Genomic DNA, 19334 nt, shown 5'->3' with positions numbered 1-19334 from the left:
TCTACCGACCCCAACCTGGAGGAGTATCGCCCGTGTCGGCACGCAACCTCTCGCCCTCCGTCGTGGAGCTGGACGGCCCGTTTACGCACCAGCTGGTGCACACGCGCGGCATCCGGCTGCACGCCGCGGTGGCCGGGGATCCCCAAAATCCCCTCGTCGTGGCCGTCCACGGCTCCTACGGCGGCTGGTTCGACTACCGCGACGTCATCGCCCCGCTGGCCGAGCGCGGCTTCCACGTCGCGGCTATCGATGCCCGCGGCTTCGGCATGTCCGACAAGCCCCCGGCCGACATCGGCCACGACATCCGCGTGATGACCGGCGATCTTTCCGGGCTCATCCAGGCGCTGGGCCACCGCCGGGCCATCATCATCGGCAACGACACGGGCGCCTCGGTGGCCTGGTCCCTGGCGGTGGAGCACCCCGAGCGCGTCGCCGGCATCGTGAGCATCTCCGGCGCCTACCCGGTGGACCTGCGGCGCGCCATGGCCGCCCGCCCCTGGGACTTCTTCTGGCTGTGGCTGCGCGCCGGCCTGTGCCGCCTGCCCTACCGGGCCCTGCAGCGCGTGCCCGGGCTCTCCGACTGGGTCTACCGCAAGGAGCTGCTGCTCAACACCACCGGCCGCTTCCGCGGCGAGCGCTTCCAGCGGCTGCTACAGCTGCGGCTCGAGGCCGCCTCCATCGGCAACGTCGTGCGCGGCATCCTGTGGAACCACCGGCTGCTGACCGCCGCCGTCCCGCGCCGCTGGGTCGAGGAGACCATCTCCGCACCCGTGCTGTTTTTCCACTCCGGGCAGCGCCTGTGGAACCCCATCATCCGCCGCGCACGCGCCCGCACCACCGGCGCCTTTGCCGATCACAGCCTGCGGCACGCCAAGAACCTGCCGCACGTGGAAGAGCCCGCCGACTTCGTCGCGACCGTCGCGGACTGGGCGCGCCGGCTCTAGGAACTGCTCCGGCTTCTTTCCTGCCTACTGGGAGACGACGTCGCGGACCACGCACTCGCCGGTGGGCACCGGCTCGGTCAGCTGCGTGACGTTACCGATGTGGGAAATCACCTCGTCGGCGGTGAGCGCATAGCCGGTGTCCGTGTCATCCACGGCCGCGCCGAAGACCATGCCCAAGACCTGACCTTCGGTGTTAAACAGCGGACCGCCCGAGTTGCCCTGCTGGATACTGCCGCGCACGGTGTAGGCGTCGCGCTCGACGCGGCCCATGTTGTAGATGTCCGGGCCGGCGATCGTGATGCGGTCGCGCACGCGGGCCGGGGTGGCGCTGAACGGGCCCGACTGCGGGAAGCCCATGACGATGGCGTCGTCGCCGGTCACTCCCGGCTCCGGCGCCCAGTCCAGCGGCGGCAGCTGCAGGTTCTCGCTGTGCAGAACGGCGATGTCCACCTCGGGGTTGTAGTAGACCACCTCGGCCTGCTGGATGCCGGTGACGGTGTCCAGGTTGACCAGGTTGGTCCCGGCCACGACGTGGGCGTTGGTGACCACGTAGTCGTCCTGGATGACAAAGCCGGAGCCCATCAGGCGGCGGCTGCAGGAGTCCGCGTCGCCCAGCACGTGGATGACCGACGGGCGCAGCTGCTTGACCAGCGCCTTGTCCTCGACCTCGATGCGCGGCGCGGCGACCTCCACGTTGCGGTCGCCGTCGATGGGCGCCACCAGCGGCGGCAGGCCAGTCTGATTCAGCAGCGAGGTCACCCCGCCCGGCAGGGCCTTCAGCTGCTCCGGCGCGACCGAGTGGATGCCGCCCAGGATCTTAGATTCGCGCAGGCCCTTGCCCACCGCGCCGGTCAGCCCGCTGGCCAGCGGGATGGAGACCAGCCAGATGACCAGCAGGGCAGCCACGGCCTGGAAGACCGAGCCGGCCAGGGAGTCGATGCGCTGAGCCGAGCGCAGCCGCAGCCTATCGCGCAGCCGGGCCCCGAGGGAAGACCCGGCCAGGTGGCCGATGCCGACCAACAGGATCATCACGCCCACGGCCAGCAAGAGGCGCAGGGCCACCGAGTCCGTCAGGCGCATCGCCAGCGGGGCCAGGCCCATGCCGATGACCAGGCCCGCGACGATGCCGATGAAGGACAGCACGGAAGACATCACGCCCTGGCGCCACCCGGTGAACACCGCGGCTAGCACGGCGATCACGATGAGGGCGTCGACCACTAAAAATGCGCTCACTGAATTAAGGGTTCTTCCTGTAAAAATCTGTTTTGGCTAGGCCAGCATACTACCGCGCGGCGACAAAACTGCTAAACAGCTACACAACTATTCGGTTGCCGGTTGGTGCTGGTGCGGTTCGTTCATCTTCTCACGATTGCGCGACGCGGCGAGGGTGGCGCGGAGCGGTCGCACCGAATTGTTATCCCAGGGCTGCTCCCAGCCAGCGTGCCGCAAGGTGGTGGCCAGCACCCCGGCGGTAAATCCCCAGATGACGTAGCCCTGGATCCGGAAGGCGGGCCCGCTCCAGGCGCCCCAGCCCACCTGGAGCCGGTTGGCGGGATCGATAAGATCGGTCAGCGGGACGGTGAAGACGTCGTCCGTCTCCGCGGGGCTGGCCACCCCCACCGGGGAGAGGCTGTGCCAGTAGGCCAGCACCGGGGTCACGGGGTTGCCGGTGGCCCGGATCCGCAGCCGCTCCCACTGATCGATGGGGGTCACGCTGCGGCGATCCAGGCCGGTTTCCTCCCAGGCCTCACGCAGGGCGGCGTCGACCAGGTTGGCGTCGTCAGGATCCACCCGCCCGCCGGGGAAGGCGATCTGCCCGGAGTGCGAGCGCATGGTCGGCGCGCGGTGGGTCAGCAGCACCCGGGCGTTGTCCAGGCAGTCCCCGGCCAGCAGCACCAGCACCGCCGCGTCCCGGCGCAGCTTCTTCACCGGCGGGAAGTTGCGGTCGAGGCGCTGGCCCATGGTCGCCTCAATCTGATACGAATCCACCCCGAGGGCCGGGCGCAGCCACCGCGGCGCGGCCGCCGGGCGCACCGTCACATTTTCGCCGGGCCGGTCCCCGTGGTGCGGCAAGTGCAGGCCCATCAGCGCCTCACCGCCCCTACCATTTGCCGTTTGCCTGTCCTGCCGCTAGCTTTAGCCATCCAGCGCCCCCGCGACCGCGGACTCAATCTCCGCGGTGGACTCGAAGGCCTGCACGAAACGGCCCACCTCGGCGCCGTCTTTGAGCACCAGGGTGATCGGGATGACCCGCGGCAGGCCGAGCTCGCCGGCAAAGGAATTATCCGAGTCCTGGAAGCTGGGCAGGCCCACGCCCAGCTCCTCCAGCAGCGCGGCGCCGTTGGCGGCGTTGGTATCGGCGTGCACGCCGAGCACCTCCCACTCCGGGTGGGTGGTGGCGACCTCCTCCAGCAGGGGTAGCTCCTCCCGGCAGGGCTGGCACCACCAGGCCCACACGTTGACGATGGTCACCCCGCTATCGGCCGAGGCTTCTGCCGCGGATTCCTGCCCGCCCAGGCAGTCCAGCTCGACGCCGGCGACCGTGCCCGCCGGGCAGTCCGGGCGCGCCGGCACGTCGGCGGCCTGGCCCTGCTCGGCCGGCGATGCCCCGGGCGCAGACGATGCCCCCGCCGCGTCCGGGCCGTCAGCTCCCGGGCCGGACGCACCGTCGTCGCCGCCCCCGGAAGACAGGAGTGCCAGGGCGGCGGCGACCACGGCGACCGTCAGCACGACGGCCGCCCCGATGGACCAGAAAACCTGCTTTTTCATGTCCCCACCATTCTACTGGGCCGGCGCAGTTTTCCCGTATTCCGCAGCCGCCGGGCACAGGTGCTCCAGCACGCAGTCGCCGCAGCGGGGCCCACGGGCCCGACAGACCGCCCGCCCGTGGAAGATGAGCCGGTGGGAGAACATGGTCCACTCTTCCTCCGGCAGCTGGCCGGCGATATCCTTTTCTATCGCCACCGGGGTTGTCTTCTCCGTCAGGCCGAGCCGGGTGACCAGGCGCTGGAAGTGCGTGTCCACCGTCAGCCCCGGCAGGCCGAAGGCGTTGCCGCGCACCACCAGGGCGGTCTTGCGGCCCACCCCGGGCAGGCTGGTCAGCTCCTTTATGCCGCGGGGGACCTCGCCGCCGAAGTGGGCCATAAGCCCCTCGCCTATCCCCAGCAGGTGCTTGGTCTTGGCCCGCTGGAAGCCGAGCGGGCGCAGGATTTCCTCGAGCTGCGCCGGGTCCGCCTGGGCGTAGGCGGCGGCGTTTGGGTATTTTGCGAAGAGTGCAGGGGTGACCTGGTTGACCCGCGCATCGGTGCACTGCGCGGAGAGCACCGTGGCCACCAGGAGCTCCAGCGGGTTGTGAAAGTCCAGTTCACAGCGAGCGTCCGGATATTCCCGGCTGAGAATTTTGTTGATCGTCTCGGCTCGCTGCGAGTCGGATTTGCGAAGATTTTTCGCAGATTTCGAGGGTTTATGGTCGCGCATGAATAAAAGCTTAGTAAGATGGGGGCCATGATCGTCTTAGTCATCGTCGCGCCCGTCGCGCTTGCCGTGTTCGCTATGTTCATGGAAAAGCTTGAATCAAGCGTCCTCGACTAGTCCGCATTAGGTCCTAGATTGCAGGACTAGCACGCTAGCGTCCTCGGGCTAACTGGTGATACCACAACCGGGTTGCCTCTCCGAAGGCCCGGTTGTCACGACTGAGTTGGCGGCTCCCCCGGGAGCTGGAGGTTGCAGCGGTGGCTTTTATCTTTCATGCGCACGCATCACGCGAGCACGCGTGCCCTGTGTGCAGGCTCTATTTCTGTTAGGAATTGCGCTTTTAACCCCATAAGTGACCAATTCCACGGTAGGATGAGAGCCGTTACATAAAATTTTCCGGTGCCTGCGGTGAGACTCACTGCAGATTTACACCTTCGACCCCATCAGCTGAGTGACCAAGGAGCATTAGTGGAAAGCGTTCAGGATATTCTCTCCCGCGCCGGTATCTTCCAGGGTGTCGATCCCGTCGCGGTTAACAACCTGATTGAGCAGATGGAGACGGTTCGTTTCCCGCGGGGTACCACCATTTTCGATGAGGGAGAGCCGGGCGACCGCCTCTACATCATCACCTCGGGCAAGATTAAGCTCGCCCGCCACGCGCCGGACGGCCGTGAGAACCTGCTGACCGTGATGGGCCCGTCCGACATGTTCGGCGAGCTGTCCATCTTCGATCCGGGCCCGCGCACCTCCGCCGCGGTCTGTGTGACCGAGGTCCAGGCCGCCACTATGAACTCGGAGATGCTCAAGCAGTGGGTCAGTGACCACCCGTCCATCGCCCAGCAGCTGCTGCGCGTGCTGGCCCGCCGCCTGCGCCGCACCAACGCCAACCTGGCGGATCTCATCTTCACCGACGTGCCGGGCCGCGTGGCCAAGACGCTGCTGCAGCTGGCCAACCGCTTCGGCGTGCAGGAAGGCGGCGCCCTGCGCGTCAACCACGACCTGACCCAGGAGGAGATCGCCCAGCTGGTCGGCGCCTCCCGCGAGACTGTCAACAAGGCCCTAGCCACCTTCGCCCACCGCGGCTGGATCCGCCTGGAGGGCAAGTCCGTCATCATCGTGGACACCGAGCACCTGGCTCGCCGCGCCCGCTAAGACCAGACTTTTCCACGACCTCGCACCCCGCGCCCGCGGGGGCGGGGTCATTTTTATCCGCGGCTGCGGCGCGGGCACGCATTTAAAAAAACTTCCCGCCCCCTCTGACTCGCGCGAGCCAGTGAGGGGGCGGGGAAGACAGTGCCTCGGGAAGGCCTTTTAGCTGTCCTTTTCGGCGTCGAGGTACTTCAGCGCCGTGCGGGTCGATTGCTCGGCCGCGTGGCGCAGGACCGGATCGACGTCGTCATACATGTTGTCGATGAGGGTCTGCAGCTCAATGTCCTCACCGTGCTCCTGGCGCAGCGTGCGAATCTGATCCAGGCGGTAGTGGCGGCGGTCGATGTACTTGCGCGCCATCGCGGAGGTATCCTCCAGGTCCGGGCCGTGGCCCGGCAGCAGGGGCACGTCCTTGCCGCGCTCTTCCAGCATGGCCAAAGACTCCAGGTAGTCCCCCAGGTCGCCGTCGGTCTCCGAGAGCAGCGTGGTGTGGCGGCCGACGATGGTGTCGCCGCTGATGATGCCCTCCAGGTGGGAGTTGTGCGGCTCGCCGCTCCAGACGAAGAACGACGTGGAATCCGCCGTGTGGCCCGGGGTGTGCGCCACCTCGAGCTGCGGGGTAACCCCGTCCAGGGAGATGATCTCCCCGTCCGCCAGGGCCTCGACGCCGCTTGAGCAGTAGTTCGGGTCGAAAGCGCGGATGGGCGCCCCGGTCAGCTGGCGCAGCCGGTTGGCTCCGTCGGCGTGGTCATTGTGCCGGTGAGTCAGTACGATGAGGCCGATTTCCCCAGCGTTGTTGCGGATGACGTTGAGGTTGCCCTCGTCCTCCGGGCCCGGATCCACGACGATCGACTTGGCGTCTTCCGCCGCGCGGACGATCCAGGTGTTGGTCCCCTCGAGGGCCGTGTAGCTGGGGTTGTCGCACAGGACAACGCCCGCTGAACGAGTCACCGGGCGAAGTTGGCTATATGCAGGATGCTCCATAAATCCTACCCTATCCGATCTTTAAGAGATCTCCACGATGAGCTCGATTTCCACCGGGGAGTTCTTCGGCAGAACTGCCACGCCGACGGCGGAGCGAGCGTGCTGGCCGGCGTCCCCGAAGACCTCACCGATGAGATCCGAGGCACCGTTGATGACTTCGGGCTGGTCCACAAAGTCCGGGTCGGAGGAGACAAAGCCCACTACCTTCAGGACGCGGGAGACGTTGTCCAGGCCCACCTCGGCATCGACAGCCGCGAGCGCGTTGAGGATGCTGCGGCGGGCCAGGTCCTGGGCCTGCTCGAGGCTAACCTCGGCGCCCACCTTGCCGGTGGCCGGCAGCTGGCCATCAACCAGGGGCAGCTGGCCCGAGGTCCAGACCTGGTCGCCCACCTTGAGGGCCGGCACGTACGAGGCCAGCGGCTTGGCCACCTGCGGCAGCTCGTAGCCCAGCTCTTCCAGTCGCTTCTTAAAACTCATATGTTATTCCACCTCACGCTTGAAATATGCAACGACGTTCTCCGGGTTCATACCGGGAGTAATAGTCACCAATTCCCAGCCGTCTTCACCCCAGGTGTCCAAGATCTGCTTGGTGGCGTGGGTGAGGACGGGCGCGGTCGCGTATTCCCATTTAGTCATGGTGCCCATTTTAGACGAAGAAACGCCCCGAAGACATTGGTCTCGCGGGACGTTTTCTCACAGTTTCTCACTCTTTCTTAACCCAGATGGCTCGCGCGCCGCCCGGCCCTTAGATGCCGTGCAGTTCCCCACCGCCGGCCAAGTAGTTGGCCCAGTTCTTCACGTCCGGGTTCTTGCGCAGCACGGCGCGGCGCTGGCGCTCGGTCAGCCCGCCCCAGACGCCGAACTCGACGCGGTTGTCCAGGGCGTCGGCCCGGCATTCCATCATGACTGGGCAGTGGCGGCAGATAACCGCCGCCTTGCGCTGCTCGGCCCCGCGCACGAAAAGCGCATCCGGGTCGCCGTTGCGGCATTTGGCCTGGGTAATCCACTCACCCCGCTCGAAACCGGAGGCCGTGCCGGTAGCTTTCGTGCGTTGGCCAGAACCTTGCAGGCTTAAAGTCATGGAAGGGATGCACTCCTTTCGGTGAGCCATCTACTGCCACGCCCTAACGCACCGTCTGCGCGGCGTGACTAGCAGTCGTCGTGATGCCTACGGTCAGTGTATTAACAGCACCGATTAGATGTCTAACAGGTCACACTTTAGGGGGTGTTCGCCTAGATCACAGCGCGCTGTGAGTTCGCCCATTTCCCACAGCTTTACCCACGACAACAGGAGTTGCGTATTTCCCCACAGGCTAAAGCAACGTAGGGTATAACGCGTGAATGCATCTAGACCTCTGGCAAAGATCGCCCTAGCCACCCTCCTGGTTGGGGTGCTCATCGCCGTCGCCTTCGCCCCCATTGCAGGCATCTCGTCGGTCGCCATCGCCCGCACCGGCGCCACGATGGAGTCCGACATCGACGAGCTCAACGCCGGCGCCGCCCCCGGGGTGACCACCATCAAGGACGCCCAGGGCGAGGACCTGGCCTACCTTTTCGATCAGCGCCGCCACCCGGTCGAGCCGGATCAGATCTCGCAGTCGATGAAGGACGCCATCGTGGCGATCGAGGATCACCGCTTCTACGAGCACGACGGCGTGGACTTCCAGGGCAACTTCCGCGCGCTGGCCAGCAACCTCGCCGCCGGCGGGGTCTCCCAGGGCGCGTCCACCCTGAACCAGCAGTACGTGAAGAACTACCTCCTACTGGTCGCGGCCCAGACCGACGAGGAGCGCGCCGCGGCCACGGAGCAGTCCATCCCCCGCAAGCTGCGGGAGATCCGCATGGCCGCGGAGATGGATAAGGAGCTGAGCAAAGACCAGATCCTGACCAACTACCTGAACCTGGTGCCCTTCGGCAACCACTCCTACGGCATCGAGGCCGCCGCGCAGACCTATTTCGGCATCCCCGCCGCCGACCTGAGCGTGCCGCAGTCCGCCCTGCTAGCGGGGATGGTCCAGTCCTCGGAATACCTCAACCCGTACACCAACCCGGAAGGCGCCACCGACCGGCGCAACCAGGTGCTGCAGTCCATGGCCGATAACGGCTACCTCAGCCAGGCGGACGCGGACCGCTTTGCCGGCGAGACACTGGGCGTGCTCGAGAGCCCCAACCTGATGGCCAACGGCTGCATCGGCGCCGGCGACCGCGGCTTCTTCTGCGACTACGTGCTGCAGTACCTGGAGGAAAAGGGCCTGTCGACCGAGGAGCTCAAGCACGGCGGCTACACGGTCAACACCACCCTGGACCCGCAGGTCCAGGACGCGGCGAAGGAAAGCGTGGACTCCCAGACCGACCCGACCACCCCGGGCGTGGCCGAGGTCATGAACGTCGTCGAACCGGGGCAGGACTCCCGCAAGGTGCTGGGCATGGTCTCCTCCCGCACCTACGGCCTCGACCTGGACAACGCGGAGACCATCCTGCCCCAGCCGTACTCCATGGTGGGCAACGGCGCCGGCTCGGTCTTCAAGGTCTTTACCGCCGCCGCGGCGCTCAAAGGCGGTTACGGCACCCAGTCCCTGCTCGACGTTCCCACCCGCTACGAGGCCGAGGGCCTGGGCCACGGCGGCGCGGACGGCTGCCCGGCCAACAAGTACTGCGTGGAAAACGCGGGCACCTACAAGCCCACGCTGACCTTCCAGGACGCGCTGGCCGAGTCCCCCAACACGACCTTCATCAAGCTCTCCGAGCAGGTCGGGATCGAGGCCATCGTGGACATGGCCGTGGATCTGGGCATGCGCTCCTACGAGGACGAGGGCACCTACGGCGACGCCGCCCTGGCGGACTTCGCCAAGGAGGCCCCCATGGGTTCGTTCACGCTGGGCCCGACCGCGGTCAACCCGCTGGAGCTGTCCAACGTCGGCGCGACCATCGCCTCCGGCGGCAAGTGGTGCGAGCCGAACCCCATCACCAGCGTCACGGACAAGGAGGGCAACCAGGTCTACCTGGAGGAAACGCCCTGTGAAAGCGCCCTGGACAAGGGTGTGGCGGACGCCTTGGCGGACGCCATGACCGCCGATATGGACCACGGCACCGCGGAGGAGGCCGCGAGCTCCATGGGCTTTTCCGGCCAGGCCGCCTCCAAGACCGGTACGACCGAGTCGCACCAGTCAGCGGCCTTTTTGGGATTCAACTCCGGCGTGGCCGCCGCGCCGTATATCTTCAACGACGGCACCTCGACCTCCCCGCTGTGCACGGGCCCGACCCGCCAGTGCGGCAGCGGCAGCATGTACGGCGGCGACGAGCCGGCGCAGACCTTCTTCGGTTTCGCCACCCAGGTCCCGCAGGCCGCAGGCGGCAATGTCGCGCAAGGCGACGAGAAGTACCGCGAGGGCACCAACAACGACGCGGTCCTCGACGGCCTGCGGGGCAAGTCCGAGGCCGAGGCCCGCCGCGTGCTCGAGGGCAAGGGCCTGAACGTGGAGACCACCCAGGTCATCGGCGGCGACACCCCTTACGGCCGCGTGGTGCGCGTGGTGCCCGGCGCCGCCGGCCTCAAGGAGGGCGCGACGGTCCGCGTCCAGCTATCGGACGGCTCCGGCGGGGGCGGCAGCTCCTCGGGCACCGCCGACTCCAACAGCACGGGCGCTTCCAGCCCCTCCCCGGCTGCTAACGATGCCCCCTCCGGCCGCGGCGGTGGCGGCGGTGGCGGCGGTCAGAGCCGCCCCGAGCCGCTGATTTCCCAGCGCGACATCGATAATTTCACCAACGATCTGCGCGGGCTGTTCGGGCTGTAGTTTATCTCCCCCCTACAGCTCAGCGCTAGCCCTGCAGCCGCGCCTTGACCGCGTCCGAGAGCCGCTTGCCGTCCACCCGGCCGGCGGCTTTCGCGTTGGCGGCCTTCATGACCGCGCCCATCTGCTTCATGCTGGCGGCCTCGCCGGCGTCCTTCTCCACCTCGGCGACGGACTCGGCGACCAGCTGCTCGACCTCGGCGTCGTCCAGCTGGGCGGGCTGGTAGGCCTCGAAGTAGGGCACGTCGGCCAGCTCCGGGCGGCCGTTTTCCTGGTAGACGTCGGCGGACTCGCGGCGCTTCTTGATCTCGCGGGCGATAACCTTGAGGACGTCCTCATCGGTCAGCTCGTGGCGGGAGCCGTTGGTCTCTTCTGCCTGGATGGCGGCCAGCAGGGAGCGGATGGCGCTGGTGCGCTCCTTTTCCTTGGCCTTCATGGAGGTTTTCAGATCGGCACGGATGGTTTCTTTTAGGTTGCTCATACCTAAAAAGATACGCCAGGTAGGCTGGACGGCGTGAAAAATTCGACGATTGCACTCAGTAGCATCGGCGCCCTCGCCGCCGCCGGGGCCGCGACCCTGGCCTGGGGCTATACCGAACTAGACAAGTTCGAGCTCAAGGAATACACCCTTCCCCTGCTGCCGGCGGGCACGCTGCGCCGGGACAAGGAATTCCGCCTGCTGCACGTCAGCGACCTGCACATGATTCCGGGTCAGGACACAAAGATCGCCTGGGTCTCCGCGCTCGATACCCTCCGGCCGGACCTGGTGGTCAACACCGGCGACAACCTCTCCGACGCCGCCGCGGTCCCCGACGTCCTGCGCGCCCTAGGCCCGCTGCTTCAGCGGCCCGGCCTGTTCGTCTTCGGCACCAACGATTATTGGGCCCCGCGCCCGGTCAACCCGCTGAAGTACCTGTGGGGCGCCAAGCGCGAGCCGTCCTACGTGGACCTGCCGTGGAAGGACATGCGCGCGGCGTTCGTGGAGCACGGCTGGCGCGACGCCAACCAGGCCCGCCTGGAGTTCAAGGTGGGTGACGTGCGCCTGGCCGTGGCCGGCGTGGACGATCCGCACCACGATCTGGACGACTACTCGGAGGTAGCCGGCGCCCCGAACCCGGACTCGGATCTCCGCCTGGCCCTGCTCCACTCGCCGGAGCCGCGCGTGCTGGAGCACTTCGCCGCGGACGGCTACCAGCTGTCCCTGTCCGGGCACACGCACGGCGGCCAGATCTGCCTGCCGGGCTCCCGGGCGCTGGTGACCAACTGCGACATCGACCGGGCCCGCGTCCAGGGCTTGCACGACTTCGGGCCGATGAAGATGCACGTGTCCAACGGCCTGGGCACCTCCAAGTACGCGCCCGTGCGCATTTTCTGCCGCCCCTCTGCCACGCTGCTGCGCATCACCGAGCGGGACTCCTAGTAGGCCCCCTTAACCAACGCCTCCCCGACACGCGCCGAATACATACCCGATGTGCAGGCGTTTTGTTAGTTGGGAAGAAAGTGCGTTACAGTATTCCGGTACCGCAAAGAACGGTCGCCGGGATATGGCGCAGCTTGGTAGCGCGCCTCGTTCGGGACGAGGAGGTCGCAGGTTCAAATCCTGTTATCCCGACCAACACGAACCCCGCTCTCATTTTCAGTGAGAGCGGGGTTTTCTTCTGCCTAGCCCTGCTGCCCTTAGGCCAGCATCCCGAAGGCGAAGGCCACCAGGACGATGGCAACGGAGAACGCCCACGCCAGCGGGAAGGCGATCTTCAAGTACTTGCCCATGTCGGCGCGGGCCAGGCCCAGCGCCAGCCACAGGGCCGGGGAGAACGGGGAGACGAACGTGCCGATGACGTTGCCGATGATAAGGGCGCTGGCTGCGCCCATGCCGCTGATACCGAAGTTGGCGACGGTTTCCTGCACGATGGGCAGGATGGAGAAGTAGTAGGCATCCGTGGAGGTCATCAGGTCCAGGGGCACGCCCAGCAGACCGATGATGACGTGCAGGTACGGCCCCACGGATTCCGGCAGGATGGCGATGAGCTGCTGGGCGATGGCCTCCAGCATACCGGCGCCGTTGAGCACGCCCAGGAACATGGCGGCGGCCAGGATGATGCCGGCCATGGATAGCGCGTTCGGGGCGTGGCGGCGCAGGGCGTCGGTCTGCTCCGACTGGGAGTCGAAGTTGATGAGCAGGGTGACGGTGGCCGCCAGCAGGAAGGCCGGGGCCGGCGGCAGCAGGCCGGAAAGCAGGGCCACCAGCACGAGGAGGATAACAGCCACGTTCAGGACGGTCACCACCTTTCCGGTGCGGTTGCGGAAGCCCTTGTCCTCCTGCTCCTGCTTCTGCTTGCGGATGAAGTCGCTGGCGATGGCGTCGACGTCGACCGCGTCCTCGCCTTCCAACTGGCCGGCGGCGCGCAGCTTAGCGATGCGCCGCTTCTGCCACACGCCCAACGCGGCGGCGATGACCAGGACCATCACGGCACATACCCCCTGGATGGGCAGCAGGTGCATCCAGATCTGATGGGTTTCCTGGTTGACCACCGAGCCCGCGCGCCCCAGCGGCCCGCCCCAGGGGACCATGTTCATCACGGACGCCGCCAGCGCGACGATGGTCACCAGCACGTAGCGGGAGATGTGCAACGCGGTATACAGCGGCAGCAGCGCCGGGATGGTCAGCAGGAAGGTGGTAGACCCCGAGCCGTCCAGGTGCGCCACGATACCGATGGCGGCCGTGCCCACGGTCACCGCGACGACGTTGCCCCGGGTGGCGGTGATAAGCGCCCGGATCACCGGGTTAAATAGCCCGACGTCCTGCAATATCCCGAAAAATATGATGGCGAAGATGAACATCGCCACGACGTTCATGACCGAGCCCAGGCCCTCTTCGAAGAAGTCCCCGATTTCCCCGAACCCGAACCCGGCGATCAGCGCGCCAACCACCGGGACGATGGTCATGGGCACCAGCGGCGTCGTCCGCCCCTGGATCAGAATGGTCACGGTAATAATGATGATGGCTAGGCCCATGAGGGTCAGGCCGAGCGGGGTTTGCATGCCGGCTCCTTATCCAGACAGTTCACCAGGTGCGTCACACCATTTTTGTTAATGTGACCCAGCCTAAACCATTCTGGATCGATTCAGCCGGTTTACCTTCACCAAGACCCTAGACTGGGCGCGCGACCGCGCCTTTTTCCTCCGCCGGTTCAGCGCCCGGCTCACCCGCGCCGCGCTTGCCGAGGGCCATCCCGACACCCAGCAAGCATACGCCCACCGCAATCCAGGCCAGCAGCGTCCACACCTGCTGCCCGATGGGAGCCTCCGGGAAGTAGTTCACGCTGCGCACCAGCGTCGCGGTGGCCCCGTTGGGAAGGTGTTGCCCCAACGCGCCCCAGCCGCCGGCCACGAATTCCTTCGGCGCCATGGTGCCGGCCAGAGGGTTGGCCAGCAGCATGTTAAACAGGGCGCCGAGCACGAAGCCGCCGATACCCAGCACGGTCCGCAGGCCGGCAATCAGGACGGACAGGGCACCGATGCCCAGGGTTAAGGCGCCGGCCGAGGCCCAGAAACCGCCCGGCAACAGGCCAAAGATCGGCCCCATGACCACCGCGACCAGCACGCCGGCCAACGGCGCGTGGATAGCCACGGCCAGCAGCCGGTGCCCGGGGCGCCGCAGCGCGAAGGCTGCAATAGCGCCGCCGAAAAGGCCACCTATGGCAATCGGTAGGACCGCCAAGTTCATGCCCATTCCCTGCGGGTCGTCCGCGCCGAAGGGGGCCAAGTCGGTGACCTCCACCTGCACCTCCGGCACGGCGTCGGCAGGGATACCCTGTGCCGCCGCTGCCGCCTGGGCCTGCTTGTTGGCCATGGCGTTCAGGGGAGCAGCCAGATTCTTCACCACGGCAGACTGGGCGCTACCGGCAGCCGAGGCAACCAGGAGCTCCGGCTCCTGGCCGAGCACGATAGCGCCGTAGGCCTCGCGCCCCTCGACGCGCCGCTGGGCGTCCTCGCGGGTGTCAGCGCGCTCGATATCGAGCAGCCCCGGCTTCTGCGCGTCGATCGCTTCCTCAACCTGAGCCACCTGCTCCTCGCTACCCACCACGGCAACGGGGATGTCTTTCGGCTCCATCGTGGCCATCGGCCAGATGAACGCCAGGATAAACAGCATCACGGCCACCGGCCCGGCCACGCCAACCGCAGCCGCCTTCGTCCAGCCTTTCATGAGAGATTCCCTTTCGCGAGATATTCCAACAGTCGTTGAGTACTGTATTTCAACATGCGTTGAATGTCAACGGTCGATGAAATGATTTTGAAGATCGCCGCTAGAATGGAATCTATGGCTAAGGAATCAACAGCTAAAGACGCGGCAGACAAGCGCGCGCCCAAGAAGTTGGGGCGCCGCCCCGGCAACGAGGAGACCCGGGAGGTAATCCTGGAAGCAGCGTGCAACTCCTTCGCCCGAGTCGGCTACGAATCCACCACCATCCGCGGCGTGGCCCGCTCCGCCGATGTCGACCCCGCGCTGGTCATGCACTACTTCAAGAGCAAGGCCGGGCTTTTCGATGCCGCCGTGGAGACCCTCCTGACCGTGCCGGCGGGCATCAGTCGCAGCACGGATCTGCGGGAGATGCTGCTGACCTATTTCCGCAACTGGGAGGACCCGTACACCGGCCCGCGGCTGCGCGCTATCGTCCGCGCGGGCATCGGTTCCGAGTTCGCGGCTGAGCGCCTGCGCGATTATTTGAGCAAGAATTTCCTTGACACCATCAAACAGATCCCCAGCCTGCACGAGCGCTTCAGCCCCGAACAGATTGCGCTCTTTCCCGTCATGGGCAGCATGCTGCTAGGAGTCGCGATCACCCGCTACCTCATGGAGTATTCGGAAACCGCCGAAGCCAGCACCGAAGAGCTCGTGGACCAGCTTCTCCCCATGGCCGAGGCCCTCCTGCGCCAGGCCCCTGACGCCCCGGCCTAACCACGGCCGAGTTTTCTTGTTATCCCCCCTAGATACAGGGAAACGGCGCCGCATCCCTACAGCTGCGGCGCCGCCCCTATTCCCTATCACTCACAACGGATATAAACCGCTAGTCCGCCCCCTAAGCGGACTACGTGAGCGAGACCCAGCCTAGCACCCCGAAGTGTCAGATCCTAGCTCACCAGCACTTTCACAGAATCCTGTTAAGGTATCTCCAATTGCGGCATGAAGCTGACAAAATCATCACCGCCGTATGCTGCGCATTTTCATTCACCCTAAAATCTGGGTGGAAGTCGCCGCCCCGCGCGAGCACGCCCCGGGTGGGCAAACGTCACACCGGCAGGCGCAAGGAGAACCGTCCCGGCGCGGCCAAGAAATGGGCTAGATTGGACAACCATGATGGAATTCCAGGACGCAGTCGCCAAGGCCTACCAGCACCGCGGTCCGCTCTCCGGCGCGGCCGAGACCGACACCCACTGGCTTTTCAGCCCGGCCCACCCGGACCAGGAGCTGGGGCCGACGTTTGTCAACCGGGAGACTGGTGAGCTCGAGCAGTACGACACCGACCCCCGCAACTGGCGCCCGCGCCTGCAGCTCTTCCGCGCGCAAAACCCGCAACCGCGCCCCATCCCCGAGCAGTACTTCGGCGAGCCCGAGGCCCTCGAGGACCCCGAGGCCAACTAATTCTTCCCCCGCGCTAGCGCCTAGGCCCGGGACGGGCGGACGCTGGAGCGATTAGCCCACCACACGCCGGCGCCGCCGATGACGGCGACGGCCGCGAGCACGCCCAGCGACATCCACAACAGGGACTGCTGGCCGCCGTTGCCCACCACGGTCAAGGCGTTGGTGGCCCAGTTCAGCGGCAGCAGGTTGGCGATGACCTGCCAGTAGGTCGGGGCATCGCTGGCCGCGACCGACTTCCAGAACCAGCCGACCACGCCCACCTGCACGATGCCCAGGATCGCCGCGGCGATCATGCCGCCGGAGCGGCCCAGCAGCCCCATGAGTGCCCGGGTAACCACCGCGGCGGCGACCGCGGCGAGGGCAAAGATACCGGCGCCAATGGCCGCCGCGGCGGCGGTCAGGCCGGTGGCCAGAACGAACAGGGCCACCTCACCGGCGGCCACCAGGCCGACTAGGCCGCCGAGCAGGCTCAGCCACCCGCGCTGGGTGGACAGCCAGCCCAGGCCGATACCGCCCAGCATCACCAGCGCGGCGATCAGCATGGCCACCACCGGGGCCAGCAGCCGCGAGGGGCCGGCGTCCTGCCCGTCCGCGGCGAACTGGACCGGCGGCATGGCGCGCTGGATGGATTCCACCTTGGTCTTGTTCTGATCGGCCATCCCGTCGATCTTGCGCGCGCCCTCGTCCAGCTCGTTGATGCCGTTGACGGCCTCGTCGGCGCCGCCGTCTAGCTCCCCGATGGCGGCGTTGAGCTGCTTGGCGCCCTCCGTGGCGGAGTAGATGCCGTCGTGGTAGGCATAGCCGGGCACCGCCAGCTGGTTGGACAGCTCGCGGGAGCCGTCCTTGAGGCGGTTGAGCTCCCCGGTAATAGACTCGTCGATCTTGAAGGTATCGACCTGGCCGCGCAGGTCTTTGAGCTGACCGCGCAGCTTCTTCGCGTCCGCGGAGTCGTTGCCGCGCAGATCCCCCAGCGCGCCATCGATGGCGGTCAGGATCTGCCCGCGGACCACCTCGATACCGGTGATCTGATCGACGGCCTGGCCGACCCCGTCGGCTAGCTCGGTAGCGCCCGCGCCCAGCTGGCCGGTGCCGGCCTGCAGCTGCACCAAGCCGTCCACCAGCTCCTGGGTGCCCTGGCTGAGCTGGTCCACGCCGCCGGTGATCTCCCCGGTGCGGTCTTTGAGCTGGCCGGTGCCGTCGGCCAGCTGCTGCGTGCCGGACTTGAGGAAGCCGGCCTGGCTCTGGGCCTCGCCGGTCGCGCGGCGAGCGTCGACCAGCTCGTTCGGATCGATGCCAGCGGGGGCATCGGCTGCCGGGGCACCGGTCACCCCCTCCTCCGAGTCGGCGGAGTTCCAGGCCTTCTCCGGGCTCATCCCCACCGCGGCAGCAATGCCGGCGCAGGCGGCGAGCAGCACCAGAACGACCAGAGCCGCCAGCCCGGACCGGAAGCGGTGGGGTTGGCGGTGGCCGTCCGCGGAATCCGCGGCGGCAGAGGGGCTGGCGGGGCTAGCTAGGCGGGCGTCGTTCATACTAAGAAACGATATCTACCAGCACCTATTACTTCGGCAAGGCGCGCCGTTTCGCGCACTGCTGCCATTTTTATTCCCGGCTTGGTTACCGGCGGGCCGGGGTGCTTGCCGCCCTGCGGCGCGCGGGGAGGCTAATTCAGTGCAAAAAGCACTGTACCCCGCGGTTTCCCGCGGGGTACTAGCTATCTGTGGCCATTTCCAGCCGGATGGAACGGCTGGGTCAGCGCGCTGGCTACTTCTTCTCGGCGAAGAGCTCGCGGACGCGCTTGCCCAGGTTCTCGTCTACCTGATCCCAGTAGTGGTAGACCTGCTGCTCGACCTGCTCGGACACACCAGCCATGGCGTTGGTGATGTTGTCGGCCAGGCGCTCCTTCTCACCGTCATCCATGACCTCGCGGTAGAGGATGCCCGGCTGGATGAAGTCATCATCCTCGGCGTGCTTGACGTACGGGGCGCGCGACAGGTCGGTGCCGTGCGGGTCCGGGTTGACGTAGAGATCGCTAGCCTGACCGAAGTCATCGTGCTGGTTGGAGGTCTCACCGTCATCCAGGTAGCCTGCGCCCTTGTCGTAGCGGTTCGGGGAGTAGACCGGATCCTGCGGGTCGTTGAACAGGAAGGACATCGGTCCCTCGTGCTCGTAGGTGTTGACCTTGTCCGCGTTCAGCGGCTGGTTGACCGGCAGCTGCTTGTAGTTCGGCCCGATACGGTAGCGCTGCTGATCGGAGTAGGCGAACACGCGGCCCTGCAGCATGCGGTCCGGGGACAGGCCCACGCCCGGGACCAGGTTGGCCGGGTCCAGGGCTAGCTGCTCAATCTGCGCGAAGAAGTTGCGCGGGTTGCGGTTAAGCACGAAGTAGCCCACGTCGTGCAGCGGGTAGTCCTTCTGCGACCAGGTCTTGGTCAGGTCGAAGGGGTTGAAGCGGTAGGTCTCCGCGTCCTCGAAGGGCATGATCTGGACCTTGACGTCCCAGACCGGGTAGTCGCCGCGCTCGATGGCGTTGTAGAGGTCCTCGCGGTGGTGGTCGGCGTTCTGGCCGGCCATCTCCGCTGCCTCGGCGTCGGTGAAGCAGTCCCAGCCCTGGCGGGTCTTGAAGTGGTACTTGATCCAGACCGGCTTGCCTTCCTCGTTGATCCACTGGAAGGTATGGGAGCCGAAGCCGTCCTGGTTGCGGGAGGTCTTCGGGGTGCCGCGGTCACCCATCAGGTAGGTCACCTGGTGGGCCGACTCCGGGGAGCGGGTCCAGAAGTCCCACTGCATGTCCGCATCACGCAGGCCGTTGGTGCCCAGGCGCTTCTGGGAGTGGATAAAGTCCGGGAACTTAATGGCGTCGCGGATGAAGAAGGTCGGGGTGTTGTTGCCCACGATGTCGTAGTTGCCGTCCTCGGTGTAGAAGCGCATGGCGAAGCCGTGCACGTCGCGCCAGGTGTCCGGGGAGCCCTGCTCACCGGCGACGGTGGAGAAACGGATGGCCATCGGGGTAACGGTGCCCTTCTGGAAGAGCTTGGCCTTGGTGTACTGGGAGACATCCTCGGTGATGTGCAGCTCACCGAAGGCGCCGTGGCCCTTGGCGTGCGGGGTGCGCTCCGGGACCCGCTCGCGGTTGAAGTGCGCCAGCTTCTCAATCAGGTGAACGTCATTGAGAACGTTTGGGCCCTGCGGGCCGGCGGTGATGGAACGGTTCTCGGACGCCACCGGCTGGCCGGACGGGCGGGTGGTCTGGCCGTCGCCAGCGGCGCGGTTGCCGCGGCCCAGGATCTGGTCTGCTGCAGAAGAATCTTGAGTCATGGGGTATGCCTCCTTCAGTGGCAATATTGGTCA

19 protein-coding genes and 1 tRNA gene are annotated in these 19334 nt (G+C 66.5%); 7 read left to right on the top strand and 13 right to left on the bottom strand.

Annotated elements, in window-relative coordinates; all coding sequences use genetic code 11:
* Positions 1-32: 32 nt before the first annotated feature.
* On the top strand, positions 33-944 hold the full coding sequence (locus tag QQS53_RS01010) for an alpha/beta fold hydrolase (RefSeq protein ID WP_472774129.1): 912 nt from the start codon (positions 33-35) through the stop codon (positions 942-944).
* A gap of 24 nt (positions 945-968) precedes the next feature.
* Here the strand turns inward: QQS53_RS01010 and QQS53_RS01005 are convergent, their stop codons facing one another.
* The 4 genes from QQS53_RS01005 to nth all read right to left on the bottom strand — a co-directional run bounded on the left by QQS53_RS01005 (position 969) and on the right by nth (position 4421).
* Entirely contained in the window at positions 969-2177 is a 1209-nt protein-coding gene (locus tag QQS53_RS01005; RefSeq protein ID WP_472774128.1) for a MarP family serine protease, read from the bottom strand.
* An 87-nt stretch (positions 2178-2264) separates the two neighbouring features.
* Positions 2265-3029, bottom strand: a complete 765-nt coding sequence (locus tag QQS53_RS01000) for an NUDIX hydrolase (RefSeq protein WP_472774127.1) — start codon at positions 3027-3029, stop codon at positions 2265-2267.
* A gap of 51 nt (positions 3030-3080) precedes the next feature.
* On the bottom strand, positions 3081-3713 hold the full coding sequence (locus QQS53_RS00995; RefSeq protein ID WP_472774126.1) for a TlpA family protein disulfide reductase: 633 nt from the start codon (positions 3711-3713) through the stop codon (positions 3081-3083).
* Positions 3714-3725: 12 nt separating this feature from the next.
* Entirely contained in the window at positions 3726-4421 is a 696-nt protein-coding gene (gene nth / locus QQS53_RS00990) for an endonuclease III (RefSeq protein WP_472774125.1), read from the bottom strand.
* Between the two features lie 465 nt (positions 4422-4886).
* On the opposite strand from nth, the gene glxR reads away from it, so the two are divergent.
* Positions 4887-5570, top strand: coding sequence for a CRP-like cAMP-activated global transcriptional regulator GlxR (gene glxR / locus QQS53_RS00985; RefSeq protein WP_070768258.1), 684 nt, complete (start codon positions 4887-4889; stop codon positions 5568-5570).
* 159 nt (positions 5571-5729) lie between these two features.
* On the opposite strand, the gene QQS53_RS00980 is transcribed toward glxR, so the two are convergent.
* The 4 genes from QQS53_RS00980 to QQS53_RS00965 all read right to left on the bottom strand — a co-directional run bounded on the left by QQS53_RS00980 (position 5730) and on the right by QQS53_RS00965 (position 7632).
* Complete coding sequence (locus tag QQS53_RS00980; RefSeq protein ID WP_472774124.1) at positions 5730-6551, bottom strand: MBL fold metallo-hydrolase; 822 nt, start codon at positions 6549-6551, stop codon at positions 5730-5732.
* Positions 6552-6572: 21 nt separating this feature from the next.
* Positions 6573-7028, bottom strand: coding sequence for a RidA family protein (locus QQS53_RS00975; protein WP_472774123.1), 456 nt, complete (start codon positions 7026-7028; stop codon positions 6573-6575).
* Positions 7029-7031: 3 nt separating this feature from the next.
* Positions 7032-7187 (bottom strand): DUF4177 domain-containing protein, encoded by a 156-nt coding sequence (locus QQS53_RS00970; protein ID WP_168166954.1) that lies wholly within the window; start codon positions 7185-7187, stop codon positions 7032-7034.
* A gap of 109 nt (positions 7188-7296) precedes the next feature.
* Positions 7297-7632 carry a WhiB family transcriptional regulator gene (locus tag QQS53_RS00965; protein WP_070768883.1) on the bottom strand — a complete coding sequence of 112 codons (336 nt, stop codon included), beginning with the start codon at positions 7630-7632 and terminating at the stop codon, positions 7297-7299.
* A gap of 256 nt (positions 7633-7888) precedes the next feature.
* Here QQS53_RS00965 and QQS53_RS00960 point away from each other — a divergent pair, with 256 nt between their 5' ends.
* Positions 7889-10345, top strand: a complete 2457-nt coding sequence (locus QQS53_RS00960; protein ID WP_472774122.1) for a transglycosylase domain-containing protein — start codon at positions 7889-7891, stop codon at positions 10343-10345.
* Between the two features lie 25 nt (positions 10346-10370).
* Here the strand turns inward: QQS53_RS00960 and QQS53_RS00955 are convergent, their stop codons facing one another.
* Complete coding sequence (locus QQS53_RS00955) at positions 10371-10823, bottom strand: GatB/YqeY domain-containing protein (RefSeq protein WP_472774121.1); 453 nt, start codon at positions 10821-10823, stop codon at positions 10371-10373.
* A gap of 33 nt (positions 10824-10856) precedes the next feature.
* Here QQS53_RS00955 and QQS53_RS00950 point away from each other — a divergent pair, with 33 nt between their 5' ends.
* Entirely contained in the window at positions 10857-11762 is a 906-nt protein-coding gene (locus tag QQS53_RS00950; RefSeq protein ID WP_472774120.1) for a metallophosphoesterase, read from the top strand.
* Between the two features lie 118 nt (positions 11763-11880).
* Positions 11881-11957, top strand: a tRNA-Pro gene (locus tag QQS53_RS00945).
* 62 nt (positions 11958-12019) lie between these two features.
* On the opposite strand, the gene QQS53_RS00940 is transcribed toward QQS53_RS00945, so the two are convergent.
* Positions 12020-13384, bottom strand: a complete 1365-nt coding sequence (locus QQS53_RS00940; protein ID WP_472774119.1) for a citrate:proton symporter — start codon at positions 13382-13384, stop codon at positions 12020-12022.
* 109 nt (positions 13385-13493) lie between these two features.
* Positions 13494-14549 (bottom strand): hypothetical protein, encoded by a 1056-nt coding sequence (locus tag QQS53_RS00935; protein WP_472774118.1) that lies wholly within the window; start codon positions 14547-14549, stop codon positions 13494-13496.
* Positions 14550-14663: 114 nt separating this feature from the next.
* Between QQS53_RS00935 and QQS53_RS00930 the strand changes: the two genes are divergently transcribed.
* Both QQS53_RS00930 and QQS53_RS00925 read left to right on the top strand, forming a co-directional pair.
* The gene (locus QQS53_RS00930) at positions 14664-15302 is read left to right on the top strand and encodes a TetR/AcrR family transcriptional regulator (protein WP_472774117.1); all 639 of its coding nucleotides are present in this window, start codon (positions 14664-14666) and stop codon (positions 15300-15302) included.
* A gap of 396 nt (positions 15303-15698) precedes the next feature.
* The gene (locus QQS53_RS00925; protein WP_472774116.1) at positions 15699-15986 is read left to right on the top strand and encodes a peptidase M23; all 288 of its coding nucleotides are present in this window, start codon (positions 15699-15701) and stop codon (positions 15984-15986) included.
* A gap of 20 nt (positions 15987-16006) precedes the next feature.
* On the opposite strand, the gene QQS53_RS00920 is transcribed toward QQS53_RS00925, so the two are convergent.
* Complete coding sequence (locus QQS53_RS00920) at positions 16007-17515, bottom strand: hypothetical protein (RefSeq protein ID WP_472774115.1); 1509 nt, start codon at positions 17513-17515, stop codon at positions 16007-16009.
* A 232-nt stretch (positions 17516-17747) separates the two neighbouring features.
* Complete coding sequence (locus QQS53_RS00915) at positions 17748-19301, bottom strand: catalase (protein WP_472774114.1); 1554 nt, start codon at positions 19299-19301, stop codon at positions 17748-17750.
* Positions 19302-19334: the final 33 nt, after the last annotated feature.

The sequence above is a fragment of the Corynebacterium sp. 2571A genome (assembly GCF_055700935.1).
Note: the sequence above shows the minus strand (reverse complement) of the source record. Positions and strands in the feature narration are given on the sequence as shown.